At 40.0% G+C, this 18,208-nt stretch carries 22 protein-coding genes; 12 read left to right on the forward strand and 10 right to left on the reverse strand.

Annotated elements, in window-relative coordinates; genetic code table 11:
- The first annotated feature begins 110 nt into the window (after positions 1-110).
- The 11 genes from JWP71_RS06125 to JWP71_RS06175 all read left to right on the forward strand — a co-directional run bounded on the left by JWP71_RS06125 (position 111) and on the right by JWP71_RS06175 (position 8,509).
- On the forward strand, positions 111-1,169 hold the full coding sequence (locus tag JWP71_RS06125) for an agmatine/peptidylarginine deiminase (protein ID WP_299498042.1): 1,059 nt from the start codon (positions 111-113) through the stop codon (positions 1,167-1,169).
- Positions 1,170-1,267: 98 nt separating this feature from the next.
- Positions 1,268-1,834, forward strand: coding sequence for a YbhB/YbcL family Raf kinase inhibitor-like protein (locus tag JWP71_RS06130; protein ID WP_299497981.1), 567 nt, complete (start codon positions 1,268-1,270; stop codon positions 1,832-1,834).
- Positions 1,835-2,122: 288 nt separating this feature from the next.
- The gene (locus JWP71_RS06135) at positions 2,123-2,989 is read left to right on the forward strand and encodes a DUF5668 domain-containing protein (protein WP_299497983.1); all 867 of its coding nucleotides are present in this window, start codon (positions 2,123-2,125) and stop codon (positions 2,987-2,989) included.
- A gap of 33 nt (positions 2,990-3,022) precedes the next feature.
- Positions 3,023-4,057, forward strand: coding sequence for a histidine kinase (locus JWP71_RS06140; RefSeq protein WP_299497984.1), 1,035 nt, complete (start codon positions 3,023-3,025; stop codon positions 4,055-4,057).
- The gene (locus JWP71_RS06145; RefSeq protein ID WP_299497985.1) at positions 4,054-4,794 is read left to right on the forward strand and encodes a LytTR family transcriptional regulator DNA-binding domain-containing protein; all 741 of its coding nucleotides are present in this window, start codon (positions 4,054-4,056) and stop codon (positions 4,792-4,794) included. Before JWP71_RS06140 ends, JWP71_RS06145 begins: the two co-directional genes overlap by 4 nt.
- A 124-nt stretch (positions 4,795-4,918) precedes the next feature.
- Positions 4,919-5,248: a metalloregulator ArsR/SmtB family transcription factor gene (locus JWP71_RS06150; RefSeq protein ID WP_299497986.1), complete on the forward strand. Its 330-nt coding sequence runs from the start codon at positions 4,919-4,921 to the stop codon at positions 5,246-5,248.
- Positions 5,249-5,296: 48 nt separating this feature from the next.
- On the forward strand, positions 5,297-5,830 hold the full coding sequence (locus JWP71_RS06155) for a DUF6428 family protein (protein WP_299497987.1): 534 nt from the start codon (positions 5,297-5,299) through the stop codon (positions 5,828-5,830).
- A gap of 12 nt (positions 5,831-5,842) precedes the next feature.
- Positions 5,843-6,277 carry an arsenic resistance N-acetyltransferase ArsN2 gene (arsN2, locus tag JWP71_RS06160; RefSeq protein ID WP_299497988.1) on the forward strand — a complete coding sequence of 145 codons (435 nt, stop codon included), beginning with the start codon at positions 5,843-5,845 and terminating at the stop codon, positions 6,275-6,277.
- Positions 6,274-6,693 carry an arsenate reductase ArsC gene (locus JWP71_RS06165; RefSeq protein ID WP_299497989.1) on the forward strand — a complete coding sequence of 140 codons (420 nt, stop codon included), beginning with the start codon at positions 6,274-6,276 and terminating at the stop codon, positions 6,691-6,693. The genes arsN2 and JWP71_RS06165 overlap by 4 nt, the downstream gene beginning before the upstream one ends.
- Positions 6,693-7,766 (forward strand): ACR3 family arsenite efflux transporter, encoded by a 1,074-nt coding sequence (gene arsB, locus JWP71_RS06170; RefSeq protein ID WP_299497990.1) that lies wholly within the window; start codon positions 6,693-6,695, stop codon positions 7,764-7,766. Before JWP71_RS06165 ends, arsB begins: the two co-directional genes overlap by 1 nt.
- Before the next feature lie 2 nt (positions 7,767-7,768).
- Entirely contained in the window at positions 7,769-8,509 is a 741-nt protein-coding gene (locus JWP71_RS06175; protein ID WP_299497991.1) for a metallophosphoesterase family protein, read from the forward strand.
- Positions 8,510-8,826: 317 nt separating this feature from the next.
- Here the strand turns inward: JWP71_RS06175 and JWP71_RS06180 are convergent, their stop codons facing one another.
- The 7 genes from JWP71_RS06180 to JWP71_RS06210 form a co-directional block, all read right to left on the reverse strand.
- Positions 8,827-9,339 (reverse strand): DinB family protein, encoded by a 513-nt coding sequence (locus JWP71_RS06180; protein WP_299497992.1) that lies wholly within the window; start codon positions 9,337-9,339, stop codon positions 8,827-8,829.
- Between the two features lie 239 nt (positions 9,340-9,578).
- Positions 9,579-10,268, reverse strand: coding sequence for a phosphate signaling complex protein PhoU (phoU, locus tag JWP71_RS06185; RefSeq protein WP_299497993.1), 690 nt, complete (start codon positions 10,266-10,268; stop codon positions 9,579-9,581).
- Positions 10,269-10,355: 87 nt separating this feature from the next.
- Positions 10,356-11,114, reverse strand: a complete 759-nt coding sequence (pstB, locus tag JWP71_RS06190) for a phosphate ABC transporter ATP-binding protein PstB (RefSeq protein WP_299497994.1) — start codon at positions 11,112-11,114, stop codon at positions 10,356-10,358.
- A complete protein-coding gene (gene pstA, locus JWP71_RS06195; protein WP_299497995.1) occupies positions 11,096-11,941 on the reverse strand; it encodes a phosphate ABC transporter permease PstA in 846 nt (281 codons plus the stop codon). The genes pstB and pstA overlap by 19 nt, the downstream gene beginning before the upstream one ends.
- A gap of 4 nt (positions 11,942-11,945) precedes the next feature.
- On the reverse strand, positions 11,946-12,848 hold the full coding sequence (gene pstC, locus JWP71_RS06200; RefSeq protein WP_299497996.1) for a phosphate ABC transporter permease subunit PstC: 903 nt from the start codon (positions 12,846-12,848) through the stop codon (positions 11,946-11,948).
- A gap of 148 nt (positions 12,849-12,996) precedes the next feature.
- Positions 12,997-14,037, reverse strand: a complete 1,041-nt coding sequence (gene pstS, locus JWP71_RS06205) for a phosphate ABC transporter substrate-binding protein PstS (protein ID WP_299497997.1) — start codon at positions 14,035-14,037, stop codon at positions 12,997-12,999.
- A 31-nt stretch (positions 14,038-14,068) separates the two neighbouring features.
- The gene (locus JWP71_RS06210) at positions 14,069-15,406 is read right to left on the reverse strand and encodes a hypothetical protein (protein ID WP_299497998.1); all 1,338 of its coding nucleotides are present in this window, start codon (positions 15,404-15,406) and stop codon (positions 14,069-14,071) included.
- Positions 15,407-15,830: 424 nt separating this feature from the next.
- Between JWP71_RS06210 and JWP71_RS06215 the strand changes: the two genes are divergently transcribed.
- A complete protein-coding gene (locus tag JWP71_RS06215; protein WP_299497999.1) occupies positions 15,831-16,391 on the forward strand; it encodes a DUF47 family protein in 561 nt (186 codons plus the stop codon).
- Here JWP71_RS06215 and JWP71_RS06220 read toward each other — a convergent pair.
- The 3 genes from JWP71_RS06220 to JWP71_RS06230 form a co-directional block, all read right to left on the reverse strand.
- Complete coding sequence (locus JWP71_RS06220) at positions 16,388-16,750, reverse strand: hypothetical protein (RefSeq protein WP_299498000.1); 363 nt, start codon at positions 16,748-16,750, stop codon at positions 16,388-16,390. The genes JWP71_RS06215 and JWP71_RS06220 overlap by 4 nt on opposite strands.
- Positions 16,751-16,833: 83 nt before the next feature.
- Positions 16,834-17,325, reverse strand: coding sequence for a hypothetical protein (locus tag JWP71_RS06225; protein WP_299498001.1), 492 nt, complete (start codon positions 17,323-17,325; stop codon positions 16,834-16,836).
- On the reverse strand, positions 17,325-18,017 hold the full coding sequence (locus JWP71_RS06230) for a S24 family peptidase (protein WP_299498002.1): 693 nt from the start codon (positions 18,015-18,017) through the stop codon (positions 17,325-17,327). Before JWP71_RS06230 ends, JWP71_RS06225 begins: the two co-directional genes overlap by 1 nt.
- Between the last annotated feature and the right edge of the window lie 191 nt (positions 18,018-18,208).

Consider the following 18,208-nt stretch of genomic DNA (forward strand, 5'->3'; position numbering starts at 1 on the left):
TTATATGGCATTTAAATTCGAGAGCCTTCAGGTATGGCAAAGGGCATTAGACCTAACCGTCGATGTCAATTAACAAAAATGATCACCGCTTTAAGAAATACACTGTAATTATGGACCATCGACTATCGACTATGGTCAATCCGGCCAAAGCCGGATTCCGCTTTCCTGCCGAATGGCATCCACACACCGCTACCTGGTTAAGCTGGCCGCATAAGGAAGAATCATGGCCGGGTAAGCTCATGACCATCTACCCCAAATATTGCGAATTTATTAAGGTATTAACCGAGGGTGAGCTGGTACGAATTAACGTTAAGGATGAGCAAATGGCGGCGTTTGCCAGGCAGCAATTGCAATTAGTTGGTGCTGATTTAAGCAAAATAGAATTCTTTGAATTCGCCACCAATGATGCCTGGTGCCGAGATCATGGGCCAGCGTTTTTGATCAATGCTGATACTAAAGAAAAGTGCATAGTTGATTGGGGCTACAACGCCTGGGGAGGCAAATATCCACCGTTTGATCTGGATGATGTTATACCTACAAAAATTGGCAATTACTTTGGTTTGCCTGTTTATAACCCGGGTATTGTGATGGAAGGCGGATCGGTTGATTTTAATGGGAAAGGCACAATTTTAACTACTACTGCGTGCCTGTTAAACAAAAACCGTAACCCGCATTTAAATCAGCAGCAAATAGAAGAATATCTGTACAATTATTACGGCGCGGAGCAAATTTTATGGCTGGGCGATGGTATAATTGGCGATGATACCGATGGGCATATTGATGATATTACCCGTTTTGTAAACGAAGATACCGTTGTTACCGTTGTTGAAGAAAATAAGAATGACGAAAACTACCATATCCTACAGGAAAACTTACAGACATTAAAAACTATGCGCCTGTTAAACGGCAAGCAATTGGATATAATTGAGTTGCCAATGCCCAATGTGGTTGTTTACGACGGTCAGCGTTTACCAGCCTCATACGCTAATTTTTACATTGGTAATACCGCGGTAGTGGTGCCCACTTACCGTTGCAATAATGATGATAGGGCCCTCGAAATTTTACAAGGCTGCTTCCCCGAAAGAAAAGTTATCGGCATTGATTCTACTGATATTATATGGGGATTAGGCAGCTTTCATTGCTTAAGCCAGCAGGAGCCGGAGGTGTAATTATTTGGTGATTAATAATACTGTTGATATAGTAAATCCTTTGGCATAACTAATTGTGATTTTAGCGTAATAATTTTAATTTTATTCAAATTAAAATTATGAAAAAACCAGTTATTGTTTTTGCTTTATTGCTAAGTTTTGTGTCAATTTCTTTTGCGCAGCAAAAGCCGCTGCCAATGCGGCTAACCTCATCAGCATTTCCTGATGGTACTGTTATTCCAATAAAATATACTCAGGCATCAGCTGTTGACCCGGTATCACCAGATTTTACCTGGACCGACGCGCCTGCCGCAACACAAAGCTATGTACTCTGGATGCATGACCTTGATGTGGCACTAAATAAAACTACACATGATAATTTACACTGGCTGGTATGGAATATTCCCGGCCAAACCACCTCACTATCCGAAAAAATACCCGTTGGTGCACAGCTTCCTGATGGCACCTACCAGATAAGTTATGCCGGGCCATGGTACCGCGGCCCGGGTGCACCGGCAGCGGGCCCGTTGCATCATTATATATTTGAATTATTTGCATTAGATATAAAGCTTGATGAAAAGGCCGGTAGTAACGGTATTGAAACCCAAGCTAATATTTTTAAATTGATGCAGGGCCATGTTATAGGCAAGGCTGCGTATACGGGGTTATTTCATCGCCCACAATAAGCGTGCAATATTTTACCACATTGCCATGCAATATGGTAATGTGGTTTTTTGAGTGATCTTTATATCAAAAACCAAATTCATTTCCGTTTTGTCCGTCCGCTTTAGATGCCGACAAGCTTTTGGACAGAATGGACAAACTTTTTACCAAATCACAATTGATTTGCCTGCCTGCTATTTTTCACCGAAAAAATACCCGCCTTTACCGAGTTCTTCTAAGTAAATGGCCAATTTTAGTTTTGGCTCACTATATTAGTGCCTTACTTTTGAGTAAGATTTAAAATTACGATCATGAATAACGACATCAATAACGACATCAATAATATAGAATATCAAAATGGCCCCCGCAAAGGGAAAGTGTTAGCAGGCATAGTTTTGCTTGTAGTAGGTGCATCCTTGCTGTTAAGGCAAATGGATTTTTTCTTTTTCCCAAGCTGGTTGTTAAGCTGGCCAATGTGGTTAATTGCATGGGGGCTTTACATGGGTGCCCGGCATAACTTCCGCAATTCAACATGGTTAATAATGGTAATTATTGGTTTCGCTTTTTTGCTCGACCGTATCATCCCCGGCTTTAATGCCGGCGCGGTTTTTTGGCCGATTGCTATTATAGGATTTGGCGCCTTTTTAATATTAAAACGTAATAACCACGGTGCCGATTACTGGGATAAAAAAGACTGGAAAAGAAAATGGGACTCTGGAAAATACAACTTTGGCAACCCCAACCCTACCAACCCCAACGACCCCATAGTTGATTATACTGTTGGTGCTACAACTAACGACCCATCGACCCCGCCAACGCCGGGTACTGCTTATACCGGCGACGACCATTTAGATGCCGTATCTATTTTCGGTGGTGTAAAAAAGATCATCTTCTCCAAAAACTTTCAGGGTGGCGAGATTGTAAACATATTTGGCGGCTCTGAGCTTGATTTTACACAAGCCGATATCAATGGTCGCGTTTATATTGATGTTACCCAGGTATTTGGCGGTACTAAAATAATTGTACCTTCACATTGGATGGTACTGTCAGATCTGTCGGCGGTATTTGCCGGCTTTGATGATAAAAGAATAAGAACCAGCACTCCGTTAGATAATAACAAAATACTGGTACTAAAAGGCATCTCCATATTTGCAGGGGTAGATATACGCAGCTATTAATAAATCAACCAATCTTACTATAAAATATAAGTTTTGGCGCTATCATCATTAACATTTCAAAAAATACGTGTGGCATTTGTAGCCTGCGGGCTTGCATGGGCAGGCCTGCAAACCTACATTATACACGGTTTTGGATTTGTATGGTATACCGCTATAACCGATAGCCTGGTAAGCTCTATACTGCTTACGGCGGCTTGCTGGCTCATCAACAATAACCTGCGCTATTATCAACCCGGTAAGGGTAGTTATATTAATATATTAATATGGTGCGTTGTGCTGGCTGCCAGTTGTACGGCGGGTTGCAAGTATATCCTTCCGTTTTTAAATGCCGATACCGTATATGCCAACTTTATGGCACAATCGTTAGTAATAAGGTTTTTTACTGATTTTTTGGCGATTGGCTGGATGGCCATGATCAGTATGATATGGTACTCGCAAATAGACCAAAAAGAAAATGAAAAACGTAAGTTGGAAGCCGAGCAACTGGCCCGCGATGCCGAGCTTTACAACCTGAGGCAGCAGCTACAGCCCCACTTTTTATTCAACAGCTTAAACTCTATTAACGCGCTTATTGGCTTTAAGCCCGATGAGGCGCGTAAAATGATACACCAGCTATCCGACTTTTTACGGGGCACCCTTAAAAAAGATGATCAGTTACAGGTTAGCTTAAATGAGGAATTACAGCACCTAAACCTATATCTCGAAATTGAAAAAGTACGCTTTGGGCATCGCCTTAAAACCGAAATAAGCTGCGATGCGAAATGTGGCGACTGTATTATGCCCGCCATGTTATTGCAACCACTGGTAGAGAATGCTATTAAGTTTGGATTGTATGATACTACCGAAGATGTAGTGGTAAGCATCCGTGCAGAATTGGAGGGAAGTTATCTGGAACTGATTGTTCAAAACCCTTACGACCCTAAAACTTCAAGGCCGCGCCAGGGTACCGGTTTTGGCTTAAGCGGGGTGCAGCGCAGATTATATTTGCTTTTTGCACGTAATGACTTGATGGAAACTCATACAAATGATAATATATTTACAACTATTATTAAAATTCCGCAGCAATGATACGTGCTTTATTAATTGACGACGAGCCTTTGGCCCGTATGGTTGTACAAGAATACCTGCAAGGCTATCCGCAGATAGAAGTTATACAGGAGTGCGGCGATGGCTTTGAAGGGCTTAAAGCCATACAGCAACACCAGCCCGACCTGATATTTTTGGATGTGCAAATGCCCAAAATAAACGGTTTCGAGATGCTGGAGCTGGTTGATGACCAGCCCGCCGTTATATTTACCACCGCTTTTGATGAGTATGCCATAAAAGCCTTTGAGGCACACGCTACCGATTATCTGCTAAAACCATTCAGCAAGGATCGTTTTAATAAAGCTATAGAGAAATACCTGGCGCAAGCACCACACACCGCCGCGCCAAAGCAAGAAAGCTTACTGGAAACCGCCGCCGCATCGCCCGCCCAACATGAGCGTATTGTGGTAAAAACCGGCACCAAAGTAAAGATAATACCCGTTGCCGATGTGCAATACCTGCAAGCCGATGATGATTATGTAAGCGTATTTACGCAGGAAGGCTCATACCTTAAAAATAAAACCATGAGTTTCTTCGAGCAAACGCTGGATCCGCGCCAGTTTGTACGCGTACACCGCTCATACATTGTAAGCGTGCAGGAAATAACCCGTATAGATCCTTACGAAAAAGATAGTCACCTCGCCATCCTCAAATCGGGCGCTAAAATACCGGTAAGCAAAACCGGGTACGTTAAGTTAAAGCAGGTTTTGGGGATATAGGTTGATGGTCGATAGTTCATTGTCTATCGACTATGGTCTATGGTCTATCGTCTACGGCACTTAACCGGACGGACAAATAAATATATTTGCATATCTCAACTATCAATCGTAATATTGCGATACAATGGGGCTAACCAAAACAGAAATATTTACCGAGGAGCAAAATAAGCTGGCAACCATGCTTAAAGCAATGGCGCATCCGGCACGTATTGCTATTTTGCAGTACATTATAAATGCTAATGCCTGCATCTGCGGCGACTTAGTTGATGAATTAGGTTTGGCGCAAGCTACCATATCGCAACACTTAAAAGAGCTTAAAAACGCCGGGCTAATACAAGGCACCATAGAGGGCGTAAGCGTTTGTTATTGCATTGAACCCGCCGCGTGGAGTTTATTAAGTAAAGAGTTAGGCACCTTCTTCGGCTCGTATACTGCCGCGAGAAACTGCTGTTAAAAAAATTTGAGTCAATATATCGTAATATTACAATTAAATAAAAAAGTTATGAATACAACAGATGTTATAAACTGGAAATCATTTAAAGATACATTGGTGGCAAACCCCGAGTTGGAACTCCAATTTCAATATGCCGAAAACAAGTGGGTTGATGCCTCTTATCATATCACAGAAATTAAGCAGGCCCCTATTACATCTGTTGATTGTGGCGGTGTGATGAATAGCTGGACCGAGATCATCGTACAACTTTATGAACCGGCAGGTAAAGATGAGTTAAGGGCGATGAAAGTTAACAAAGCTTTATCAATTATTAATTTGGTTGAGAAATCTCTGCCGCTAAATCCGTTGGGTATAGTTAAAATTGAGTTTGGCAATACAGAGTTTGATACCCGCCAGATGCTGCCTAACAACCTTATTATTGATGGCGACAGCCTGATAGTAGATCTGCGCCCAGATTCGGTACAATGCAAAGCCATTGATAGGGGCGGCAATTGCGGTACACCTGCGGCCAAACCGGTAACCCAATTAAAGAACTTAGTTACTGCTGCCGCCAGCTGTGAGCCGGGCGGAGGTTGCTGCTAAATCTTAAAAATCATGAACCTGCAACAAGCCGAAAACTACAGGGAGCAGATCATCGCGCTACTATCCGCAGAAAAACTGCCTGTAGATGATCTGCCCGAAACTTTGGAGAACTTTATAGTGGCCCTTAATGCCGATGAGGTAACAGGCGCTATCGGTTTAGAGGTTTATGGCGATTATGCTTTGCTGCGCTCTATGGTGGTTTCACCACCCAATCGCAACAAGGGTGTGGCTGGCGATCTGCTACAGCAATTAGAAACCATTGCCAATACCAAATCAATTAAAGAAATATACCTGCTTACAGAAACCGCGCCCGGTTATTTTACCGGCAAAGGCTACCAAACTATAACCCGCGCGGATGTGCCTGCAGAGGTGCAGCAATCATCAGAGTTTAGTTATGCCTGCCCGCAGTCGGCAATTGTAATGAAGAAAATTTTAAACCCATCATGAAAAACATATTAGTACTATGCACCGGCAACAGTTGCCGCAGCCAGATAGCCGAAGGCTACCTAAGGCATTTTGCAGGCAGTAAAGCAACCATTTACAGCGCCGGTATAGAGACGCATGGCGTTAACCCCAAAGCTATACAGGTAATGGCCGAGGATGATATCGACATCAGTCATCATACCTCTAACCATGTGGATGAGTATGTAAATATTCCTTTCGACTATGTAATTACTGTGTGCGATAACGCCAAAGAGAATTGCCCCTACTTCCCTACCAAAGCGCAACGCCTCCATTTCAATTTCCCCGATCCGGCAAAAGCTACCGGCACGCCTGATGAGGTAATGAACGAGTTTAGGCGGGTGCGGGATATGATAAAAGATTATTCGCGCAATTTTATCAATCAAAACTTACCCAACTAATGGCTATAGATCACTGTGCCCCCGCCGAACGTAAAAAGTTAAGCTTTTTAGATCGTTACCTTACCCTATGGATATTCCTGGCGATGGGGATAGGTGTAGCCGTGGGTTATTTTATCCCTTCATCCTCCGGATTTATTAATTCATGGTCAAGCGGAACCACCAACATACCGTTAGCCATAGGGCTGATATTAATGATGTACCCGCCCCTTGCCAAAGTGAAGTATGAAAACATGGGCGAGGTATTTAAAGACACCAAAGTATTAAGCGCATCGCTTATATTAAATTGGATTGTTGGCCCTATCCTCATGTTTATATTAGCTATTACGCTTTTACGAGATCATCCGGCTTACATGGTTGGCCTGATACTGATAGGCCTGGCACGCTGCATAGCGATGGTAGTGGTATGGAACGAGCTGGCAGAGGGCAACCGCGAATACGCAGCAGGGTTGATAGCCTTAAACAGTATCTTCCAGGTGTTACTTTACAGCGTATACGCTTATGTATTCATCACCGTTTTGCCGCCTTTATTTGGCCTTAAAGGATTAGCCGTTAACATTACTATTGGCGAGATAGCCAAAAGCGTAGGTATTTACCTGGGTATCCCATTTGCCGCCGGAATTATCAGCAGGTATACGCTGATTAAAATTAAGGGCGAGGCTTGGTTCCAGCAAAAATACGTACCTGTTATTTCACCCATAACGCTTATAGCATTGCTATTTACTATTGTGACCATGTTTAGCTTAAAAGGAAACCTGATTGTGCAGATACCGATGGATGTAGTACGTATCGCTATACCGCTGGTAGTATATTTTACCGTCATGTTTCTGTTAAGTTTTTTTATAGGCAAATCATTTGGGGCCGATTATTCCAAAAGCACCTCCATAGCCTTTACAGCTACCGGAAACAACTTTGAATTAGCCATTGCGGTTGCTATAGGGGTATTTGGCATAAATTCAGGCGAAGCCTTTGCCGGGGTAATTGGCCCGTTAGTTGAGGTACCTGCATTAATTGCTTTAGTAAATCTTGCTTTTTGGTTCCGTAAGAAATACTATACTTCTAAAATAAACGTATAATAATGAAAATTGTACTTTTTTCGGATATACATGCTAACCTACCGGCGTTAGAGGCGTTTTTTGCCGATATTGAATTTCAAAAGCCTGATGCCCTTTATTGCCTCGGCGACCTGGTGGGCTATAATGTACATCCCAACGAAATAATTGCAGAAATACGCAAACGCCGCATACCTACTATTGCCGGCAATCATGATCTGAAAGTTATTGGTTTAGCACCGGTAACAGATGATCAATTACAGGCATCGGGCAAAAATTTCGCCTACCATATCATCAGCGCCGACAACAGAAATTATCTATCTACACTTCCGGCTCATATCCGTTTAGAGTTTCAGGTAAACTCAAATCCATTAAATATTTTATTGGTTCACGGCAGCCCGCGAAGCGTTTATGAATATATTCTGGCTGATACCGATGAGACCTATATTTTAGAACTGCTGCAAGAGACAAATGCCGATATACTATGTGTTGGTCATTCGCACAAGCCCTATCATCGGGTTATAAAGCGGGATAACGGAACGGTTGCACACGTTATCAATATCGGCTCGGTAGGCAAACCTAAAGATGGCAATCCAAAGGGTTGTTATGTTATATTAGACATTAATATTGACTCGGACCTAATCAATAAAGACAGCATTGAGGTAACATTTATTCGGTTTGAATATAATATAGAGCAAGCTGTAAATGATATCGAACAAAGCCCTCTTCCAAATGAGTTGGCTGATATGTTGCTCGGAGCTTATTAACAGAACAAACTTACCCAAAAACAAAGCAACGAGGCTGTATCAAACAGGGCAGACGCATTAAAATAATAATACAACTCATTAGGAGGCTCCCATGGAGCCTTTTCTAACTTTTAGCTTATTTCTATAAACAGGCGACTCCTACGGAGTCAAATATCCGCTTTGTTTTAGCAAATTATTGGCTCCGTAGGAGCTCCCTGTTTATAGAAGGACAAAACAAAACCCTGTTTTGGCTCCTATTGGAGCCTCCTTATATAGGTGATACCCTTTGAGTTATTTTAATGCATCCTCCCTGTTTGATACAGCCTCGGTTTAGTGTATTATGCAAATTGGGCCATCTTTTCCAACTCGTCGGCACTTGGGCCATAGCTTCCGGGGATAGGTATATTCAGCAAGCGCAAGAATACGCCCAACTGCGCCCTGTGATGTATGGTTTGGGCGATGGATATGCGCACGGTTTCGTATTTGGTCAGGTTGGCTATTATGTGCTTGCCGTTGCTTAGGGTCCACGGTTTTTCTAATTCGGCCTCATTGGTGGCTTGCAGGTGCGCGCGGCCATCAGTATAAGAATTCTCGAAGATCTCTAACACATCGGCTGTATTATTTACTACGGTTGCCTCATAAGGGTTAGCGGCAAAGTCAAGCCCATCGGTAGTAATGGCCATGCTTATCCAGGCGGGCAATTCGGCAATGTGGGTAGTGAGTTGCATAATGCTCATGCTTTTTGGATGCGGTTTCCAGTTGTACTTATCGTTTGGTACAATGCTTAACATTTTGCGTGTAATTTGAGCTTCCTGCTCAATTTCCTTTAATAATAATTGAATGATTGACATAGCTTTATGATTTTAGTTTGTACCACAAAGAAACGCCGGGGTAGTGACAGCCCTATGTCAGCAGGAATTGAAATCTAAAAAAATCTTTTTATTTCCATCCGTCTGCTTAGTGTTCGCACGCCACCCGTCCCCCAAAGCGGACGGACAAATCAACCTCACTCACCGTACCTCACACCGGAAACGCAAAAAGGTGGAAATTACATCCACCTCATATTATCAAATCCACAATTATAAATGGTTTATTCTTCGTCTTCGGGATTAATTTTCTTACTGCTTTCGTAGTGCTTTAATATTTTGGCTTCTACGTAAAAAATTATCTCCTCTGCAATATTTTTAGCCTGATCGCCTATCCTCTCCAGCTTACGAATTATAGATAAGATATATAGCGCTTCGGGTAAAGAATTTATATCAGCTTTTATTATTTCACCTACTGTACTTGGCGAATTATCATTGATAGCATCCAACACATCATCTCTTTTAAATATGCTGCGGGCCAGCACGGTATCTTCTTTCTCAAAAGCGGTGCGGGTATCCATCAGGATATTTACGGCCTCATCATACATTCGTATCAACGAGGTTTTTTCTAAAGCGGCTGCATCAAAATTTACGGATGATTCTACCACATAAAGTGCAATACCGGCAGCAATATCGCCAATACGTTCCAGGTTGGTATTTATCTTTAACGCGGCTAATAAAAACCTCAGATCAATAGCTACCGGGCAATGCAGGGCAAATATATTCTCGCAGTCGCGGTCTATCTTCAGCTCGAAAGAGTTAACTCGTTTTTCTTTAACCAGAACTTCGCGGGCAAGGTCTTTATCAAACTGTACCATGGCATCTTTAGCCTTATTTAATTGCGACTGAACTAATATCCACATATCAACCAGCTCTGCTTTAAGCGCGGTTATTTCATTTTCTAATGGTGTCATATAATTAAAAATTAAAAAGTCAAAATTCAAAAGTGACGTGGATTAACTAACCTCTAATCACCAAACCTCTAATCACTCCCGAAGGGCTTAGCTAAATCTGCCTGTTATATAATTCTGTGTACGTTGATCTGTTGGATTGGTAAACATTTGCTTGGTATCATCAAACTCAACCAGTTCGCCCATATAAAAAAACGCGGTTCTGTCGCTCACACGTGCAGCCTGCTGCATGTTGTGGGTAACAATAATCAATGTATAATTAGCCTTCAACTCATGAAACAATGCTTCAACACTCGAGGTTGATATGGGGTCGAGCGCAGATGTTGGCTCATCAAACAATATCAGCTCGGGTTGCATGGCAATGGCACGCGCAATACACAGCCGCTGCTGTTGGCCGCCAGATAGGAATGTACCTTTTTTATGTAATGAATCTTTAACTTCTTTCCATAAAGCAGCGCTGGTTAATGATTTTTCTACAATAACATCCTTATCAGCTTTTGATACCTTAATACCATTTAACAGGTAACCGGCAACTACATTTTCATAAATACTTAGGTTTGGAAATGGATTAGGACGCTGAAACACCATGCCAATTTTTGCTCTTACGTATATGGCATTCATATCGTACACATTTTCGCCATCAAGCAGTATTTTACCTGTTGAGGTAGCTCCGGGAATTAGCTCATGCATACGGTTAATGCCGCGCAAAAACGTGGTTTTGCCACAGCCCGAAGGGCCCATTACCGCTATAACTTCATGCTTGTTTATGCTGATGTTTACATCCTTTACAACATGGTTATCCCCAAAATAAGAGTTGTAATTCTCAGCCTTTACAATTGTATTTTCCATTTTCTTGTTATCACTTTCGTGATTATGTTTAGGGTTAAAACGAACATTAATAGTATAAACGATGCACCCCATGCCAGGTTATGCCAGTCGTCATAAGGGCTTGTAGCATAAGTGAATATCAGGTGTGGTAAGCTCTCCATTGGTTTACCCAAAGCGGCCGATACAAACGGGCTGCCAAAAGCGGTAAACAACAATGGTGCAGTTTCGCCTATAACACGGGCTATTGATAGCGTAATGCCTGATAAAATACCCGCGAAGCCGCAAGGTATTGTTACTTTTAAAATTACCCGGTGATAAGGCACGCCCAATGATAATGCTGCTTCTTTTAATGAGTCGGGTAATAACTTAAGCGTTTGCTCTGTTGATCTGATCACTATCGGCAACATCATAATAGCCAAAGCTATACTACCTGATAATGCCGAAAAGGTACCTAAAGGCTTAACCAGCCAAAAGTAAACTACAATACCAACTACGATGGATGGCACACCCTGTAATATATCAACACACAAACTGCTATAATAAGCCAGTTTTGTGCGCGGATTTTCGCTAAGGTAAACGCCTGCCGCCATACCCACAGGTATAGCAACTACTGATGCCGTCATTACCATTACAAAACTGCCTACTAAGGCATTGGCAATACCACCACCAGCTTCGCCTACCGGCGCAGGCGTACCGGTTAAAAATTTCCAGTTAACCTGGCCCGCACCTTGTTTAATTATATACAATAGTATAATTACTAAGGGCACGGTTATTAAAAATGCAAAAAACACAATGATCCCTTTAAAGATATTGCTTTTGATATTCCTCATTCCTATTCTTGCTTCCATGTTATTAGTTATTTGTGAAGCGTGTTATTATTCTTTTACCTATAAGGTTAATTACAACCGTAACAAAGAATAGTACTAAACCCAATTCAATAAGTGCCGATAAATATTCGGTGTGGTCGGCTTCTGTAAATTCATTAGCAATTACGCTGGCCATTGTATTACCCGGTGCAAAAATACTGCTAGGTATAGTGCTGGTATTACCTATCAGCATAGTTACTGCCATAGTTTCGCCTAAAGCCCTGCCTAATGACAACAGCACACCTGCAAATAAGCCAGAGCGGGTATAAGGCATAATTACACTACGGATAACTTCAAACCGGGTTGCGCCTAATGCATAAGCACCTTCTTTTAAAGGAGAAGGCACCATTCTTATTAAAGATATTCCTAATGATGCACCATAAGGGATTATCATTATGGCTAATATTAATGATGCAGTTAAAATGCCTATACCATATGGCAATACATGAAATTTCATTTCGAGCTCACGTACCATTGGTACTAATACAAACAAACCCCAAAAACCATAAATAATAGATGGGACAGCTGCAATCAGTTCAACGGTGTTTTTAAGCAAATCAGATAGCCATCCTTTAGGATTATACTCGCCCAGGTAAATAGCAATGGCGTATGAAAAAGGCACCGAAATAATAAGTGCTATAAACGAGGTAAGTAAAGTGCCTATTAAAAATGGATAGGCCCCATATATATTTTGTACCGGGTCCCATACTTTCCCCCATAAATACCCAAAACCCAGTGCTTTAATTGAGGGCATGGATTCTATAATCAGCGTTGCTAATACACCTAATATAATGAGCACCAATAAAATGCTCATGGCAATTAATATCCGTTTAAACAGTATCTCCCATTTTAACTGGCTGTTGGATAATTTTAATCTTTTATTTTCCACAAATTTTGGGTTTCGTATACAAAACAATTACCAGTCCCTTATTTTATAGGAACTGGTAATAGTTAGTGTTGAGAATAAGGGGGCAAGATAATACTATTTGAAACAAGTTTTGTTTCATGGTAAGATTATCTATCGACTCATATTTTAATTATAATATCGCTTTACCACCGTAAGTAGCTGATTTTAAAATTGTTTCAGCAACTTTTACAGCTGATTTTGAAAGCGGTGCATAATTTAAAGGAGCGCAATTAGCTTGTCCCTGGTGAATGTTCCACCATAATAATTTAACTAATTCGGTAGCTCTTACTTTTGAACGGCCACCATAATTTTGCTCTTTGTATATCAATGCCCAGGTAAAGCTGGCAATAGGGTAACCTTTAGGATTATCGGTATTAGTTATTGATACTTTTGAATCAGCAGGTATTACAACATTACTTGCTAAAGTTGTGGCCTCAAGAGTTGGGGTAATAAATTTACCGCTTTTGTTTTGGATGGCAGCAAAAGGCATTTTATTTTGAACGGCATAAGCTAACTCAACATAACCAATAGCACCCGGAGTTTGTTTAACTAAACCGGCAACACCTTCGTTACCTTTTCCACCTAAGCCTGCAGGCCAGTTAACCGCACTTGCTTTACCTACTTTTGAAGCCCATTCAGGATTTACTTTTGTTAAAAAATCAGTAAAAATGAAAGAGGTACCGCTACCGTCTGAACGGTGAATAACCACGATAGGAAGATCAGGCAAACTAACACCCGGGTTAGAATCTTTAACCTCAGGACTGTTCCATTTAGTTACTTTACCTAAATAGATATCAGCCAAATCTTTACCTGATAATTTCAAACCTCCGGCAACACCCGGTACATTATAAGTTACTACTACAGCACCAGAAGTCATTGGGATATGCAGAACCTGAGCACTCATTTTTTTGGTTTGATCGTCATTTAAAGGCGCATCAGAATCACCAAAATCAACCGTTTTATTGGTTAGCTGCAATATACCGCCACCAGAACCAATTGATTGGTAATTAACCTTAGAAGCTGTATACTGTGAAAACATTTTTGAGAATAACGGGTTCACAAATGTACTGCCGGCACCTAACAAGACATTGTCTTGCGCCGAAGCAGCCATTGTTACACATGATGCTGCTAATGCAACAACCGCTAACTTTAAACTTTTACTTAATTTCATAATTTTTCTTTTTTATGTTTTGTTTGTTTGATTATTTACCAAAAGTGTAATAGAATGTAGCTCTATAAACTAAGTTATGGTCATTACCTACATAACCAGTGGTAGTAGATGAACGTTGATCTTTATATTCAATTAACCAAACATTTGGCGAAAAGTGAATTTTAGGAGCAGGTGTAAAATCTAAACCGGCAGTGTAAAATGTTTCTTTAACAGTTGGATTGTATGATCCGTAGTTTGTGTTAACTGTATAAGAATTAGCACCATCAAATTTGGTATCAGGGTTGTAACCATCACGACGGGCAAAGAAATTGATCTTGTCTTTAACAACTGCACCTTTTACCCATATAGAAAAGCCGTTTACAGTTGCATCTTCAACGTTTTTGGTACCACTGTTTGTTACGCCGTTGGTTATCTTTTGGGTATATGCTTCAACACCAACAGAGAACTTTGGATTAACGTAAGCTGCGAATACTTTTTTCATGCTGTGTGATTGGCCGCCGATAGCAGCAGTAGCAGGTGCAGTTGGTGCATAATCACTATAAAGATCTAAATACAATTGTTTGTTAAAGAATTTACCCCATAAATCACCATAAAATATTTTGTAGAAACCGGTATTAGCGTTGGCAGCCGGCAGTAAGCTTGCTGTGCTATTATTGCCAACCATAAACACATATCCAAAGTTTTTGGTTGCCGGATCAAAGGTTCCCTGCAAAGCGGCACCTAAATCGTAAGAATTGTTTTTATGGAAGTCGGTTATTGTTTTTTCTATAAAACGATTACCCCATGTAGCTTCTGATAATGATGTTGGAGCGTTGGTGCCCGGCTCATTTAACGCGAATCCTGGAGTAGACATTTCACCAACAACTATGTCGGTTCCATTCCAGATATTTCTATATCTTAAGTTAAAGTTTTTGATAAAGAAAGCCATTTTATTATCAACAAGGTTATCGCCATTTTGTATAGAAGTGGTTCCATTAACACCTGTATTTGCATTTGGCTCAGATGCCAATAATACTTCTGCAGTAAATTTCTGGTCAATATCATAATCATAACCCAGATAAACCCGACGGAACTGGAAAGCATTTCTGTTGGTGGGTACACCATTATACATAGATTCAGCACCTCTGTTTGTCGCATCAGCATGTTGGTTATAATAAAGATCGCCGAAAGCATATCCCCATAATCTTCTAACAGGCACCCATACGGCAGCATCCGCTTTTGGCGCAACCTTTACAGTTGCAGGTGCGTCTGCTTTAGTAGTTGTAATAGAATCGGCTTTTACATCAGTTTTTTTATTTTTTAATATATTAACTGATGCTAATGTTGTTTCTTGGGCTTTAGCAGTAAAGCCTGTTAGCACTGAAGCCATTACTAAGACTGTACTAAAAAGTTTTGTAAACGTTTTTTTCATGATTGATTGAAATGAGTGAAATAAATTTTGACTCAAAAGTGCGCATGCAGCATTATCTAAATGTTAAGAAATGATTAACATTTGATAATGTTATTTTAATACATGTTAATTTTTTAAAATAATAAAATAGTGCCTGATTTTGAGCAAGTTATTTGCTTAGACTATTCATTTTCAATTGATTAAACCAACGAAAATCGGCCATTTAATACCTAACAAATAATTAACATAGCATAACTTTTATTTAATATTAGATTAACATACCGCGGTTAATTTTAGACGTTCTAAATATTATATATAAATGCGCAGCTTATTCCGCAATTATTTCTCAAATAGGTCACTGTTTTACAATTTATTCGATGAGGCCGCAAAAAACGTGGTTCTCATGGCCGGTTTATTAGTAACAGCAGTAAATACAAGCGAAGCCGTTGAAAGGGAAGTAATTTTTAAGCAAATTGATAAATTAGAGAATACCGGCGACGAAATAACTCATAAAATTTATCTGGCTCTTGATCAGGTAATATTTACACCGATAAATCGCAGTAGTATTCATGTTTTAGCATCGTGCATTGATGATGTAGCCGATACCATACAAGAAGCAGGCGGAAGAATGTATCTATATAATATATTAGATTTTGTTACACCTATTAAAGAGATAGCATTGTTAATACAAAAAGCCAGTATAGCGATTGAAAAGGTAGTTAATTTGTTAAGAGAAGTTGGTAATGCCGATACCTGCAACGCCGCGTGTAAACAGATAAAGACTTATGAACATCAGTCTGATCAAATTTACTATAATGCAGTTGCCGAATTATTTGCGAACGAGACGGATGCTATAAATTTGATCAAATACCGCGAAATACTATCATCCTTAGAAAACACGGTAAATCGTTGCAAGAATGCCAGTGATGCTTTAGAGGCTATTTTAATTAACAGGTTACATTAACCTGCTTTTTGCTGATCGGCTGGATGACCGTCTTTTAATTCTTTTAATTCCATTTCAAAAGCACGCATACGTGCATGTAAAATATCAAGCTCAGTGCGCATCATTTGTATTTCGGTGATCAATTTAGGCGATTCGGCTTTGTTTATATGTTTCTCGCCGGTGCCCAGGATGAGCCATTCGGGCGAGTATTTTAACTGGAAACAAAGTTTACGGATAAGGTAATAGCTTACCTCTTGTTTTTTATTAATCACCTTGCTTATAAAGCCCTGATCTACACCAATAGCACCTGCAAGGGCCAACTGTCCGCCGTGCTCCTTAACAATTACCTTTAACCGCTTTACAATACCTTCGTCTGCCATTTAGTTACAATTATAAACAAAGTAGCCATATAAAAGTAACTACAGGTTTATCCCACCTTAATAATTATCCAAAATACCCGGCATTAAGCATTGCCTTGCTCTTCGGTTGGCACCCCGGTGTCAGAAAATCGGTTAAAATAAGATAACGCTGTGTTATAAATATTTCTATCATTGCCTTCAACCCACCTTAAAGAGATGTAGATTTGCGATCCATGGTCTGATTCCCATTTTAATTGAACATCTATCATTGACGAGCTCCTGGTACGCTTAAAATCTATGGCTTTAATATCCTGCCAATCAATTGTAATGTTTCTCAAATAATCAACAATACCCTTTTCATTAAATTCAAGCGCTAAATCACCATTAAGCGCTGGCCGTAATCTGGTAGCAATAACCATCACCAATATGAAGACAAGTAATGCTGTTAACACACCAAATACAATCATATCTATCCTATCATTATTATGATAAGCTTTATAAATATTCGATATAAAAAGCAAACCTAAAATAGTTAACACCCCAATTGTGACAAAACTATTTCGTTTACTGTAAGGATAAATAGTTGTAGTATCCATTAATGATTATGCTTTTTATGAATATCCTTAACAAGGCAAAGCTTTTTAATATCGGCTATTTTAATAACAAATGGAGCATATTTAAGATGATTGCCAATCATTTCTGTAGTGTTATCAGAATGAGCTATAACCTCCTCATTATTATCGCCTGCCAAAAGCCTTTTATACATACGGTATTCGCCCCACTCAATATAATAAACTTCGCCCGGTAAAATTTTCTTATCGTGTATAACTTTTAACGCCACCCAGCAGCCATTTTCTAAATAAGGATACATAGAATGCCCCCAAACCGGCAAAGCAAAGTCGCAATCCTCAATACCCGGAAAATTCATGCGACCCACCGGATGAGTATCATTTATATCATTGTACACCTCTACCCCGGATGCTGTAGCCGTTATTTCATACATCGGTATCCCCTCTGCAACTTTAGATACCTGGCTAAATTCTGTATATTTTTTACCATCCAGGAAATCTTTATATTTTTCTTTAAAAATTTTGAATTTTTCCGGATCAATATTTTGTCGGCTTTTAATGATCTCGGTTATAGAACTGGTAGAATTAAAGCCAAGTACCTCGGCCAATTGCGCGTTGCCGCTAAAAGCTTTTCCTTTTAACTGGTTATATAAAATAATAAACTCAAGTGTTTCAGGGCGAACCGTTTTTATTTTATTAGTTTTTTCGGGAAATTCCATAATCTTCAAATTTTTTTTAAAACTTCTTGATTTAAATAAAGATTTTTCTTTATATTTGTAATCCAATCCGGAACGAATCTAATACATAATTATATATAAACCAAATTACAAATAAAGAATATACAGAATAATGAATACAGAAATAATTAAATCAAGATTTGGACCTCATTTTATAACATTAAAATGGCAAT

It is taken from the genome of Mucilaginibacter sp., assembly GCF_028287845.1.
In the GTDB taxonomy this organism is placed as follows: domain Bacteria; phylum Bacteroidota; class Bacteroidia; order Sphingobacteriales; family Sphingobacteriaceae; genus Mucilaginibacter.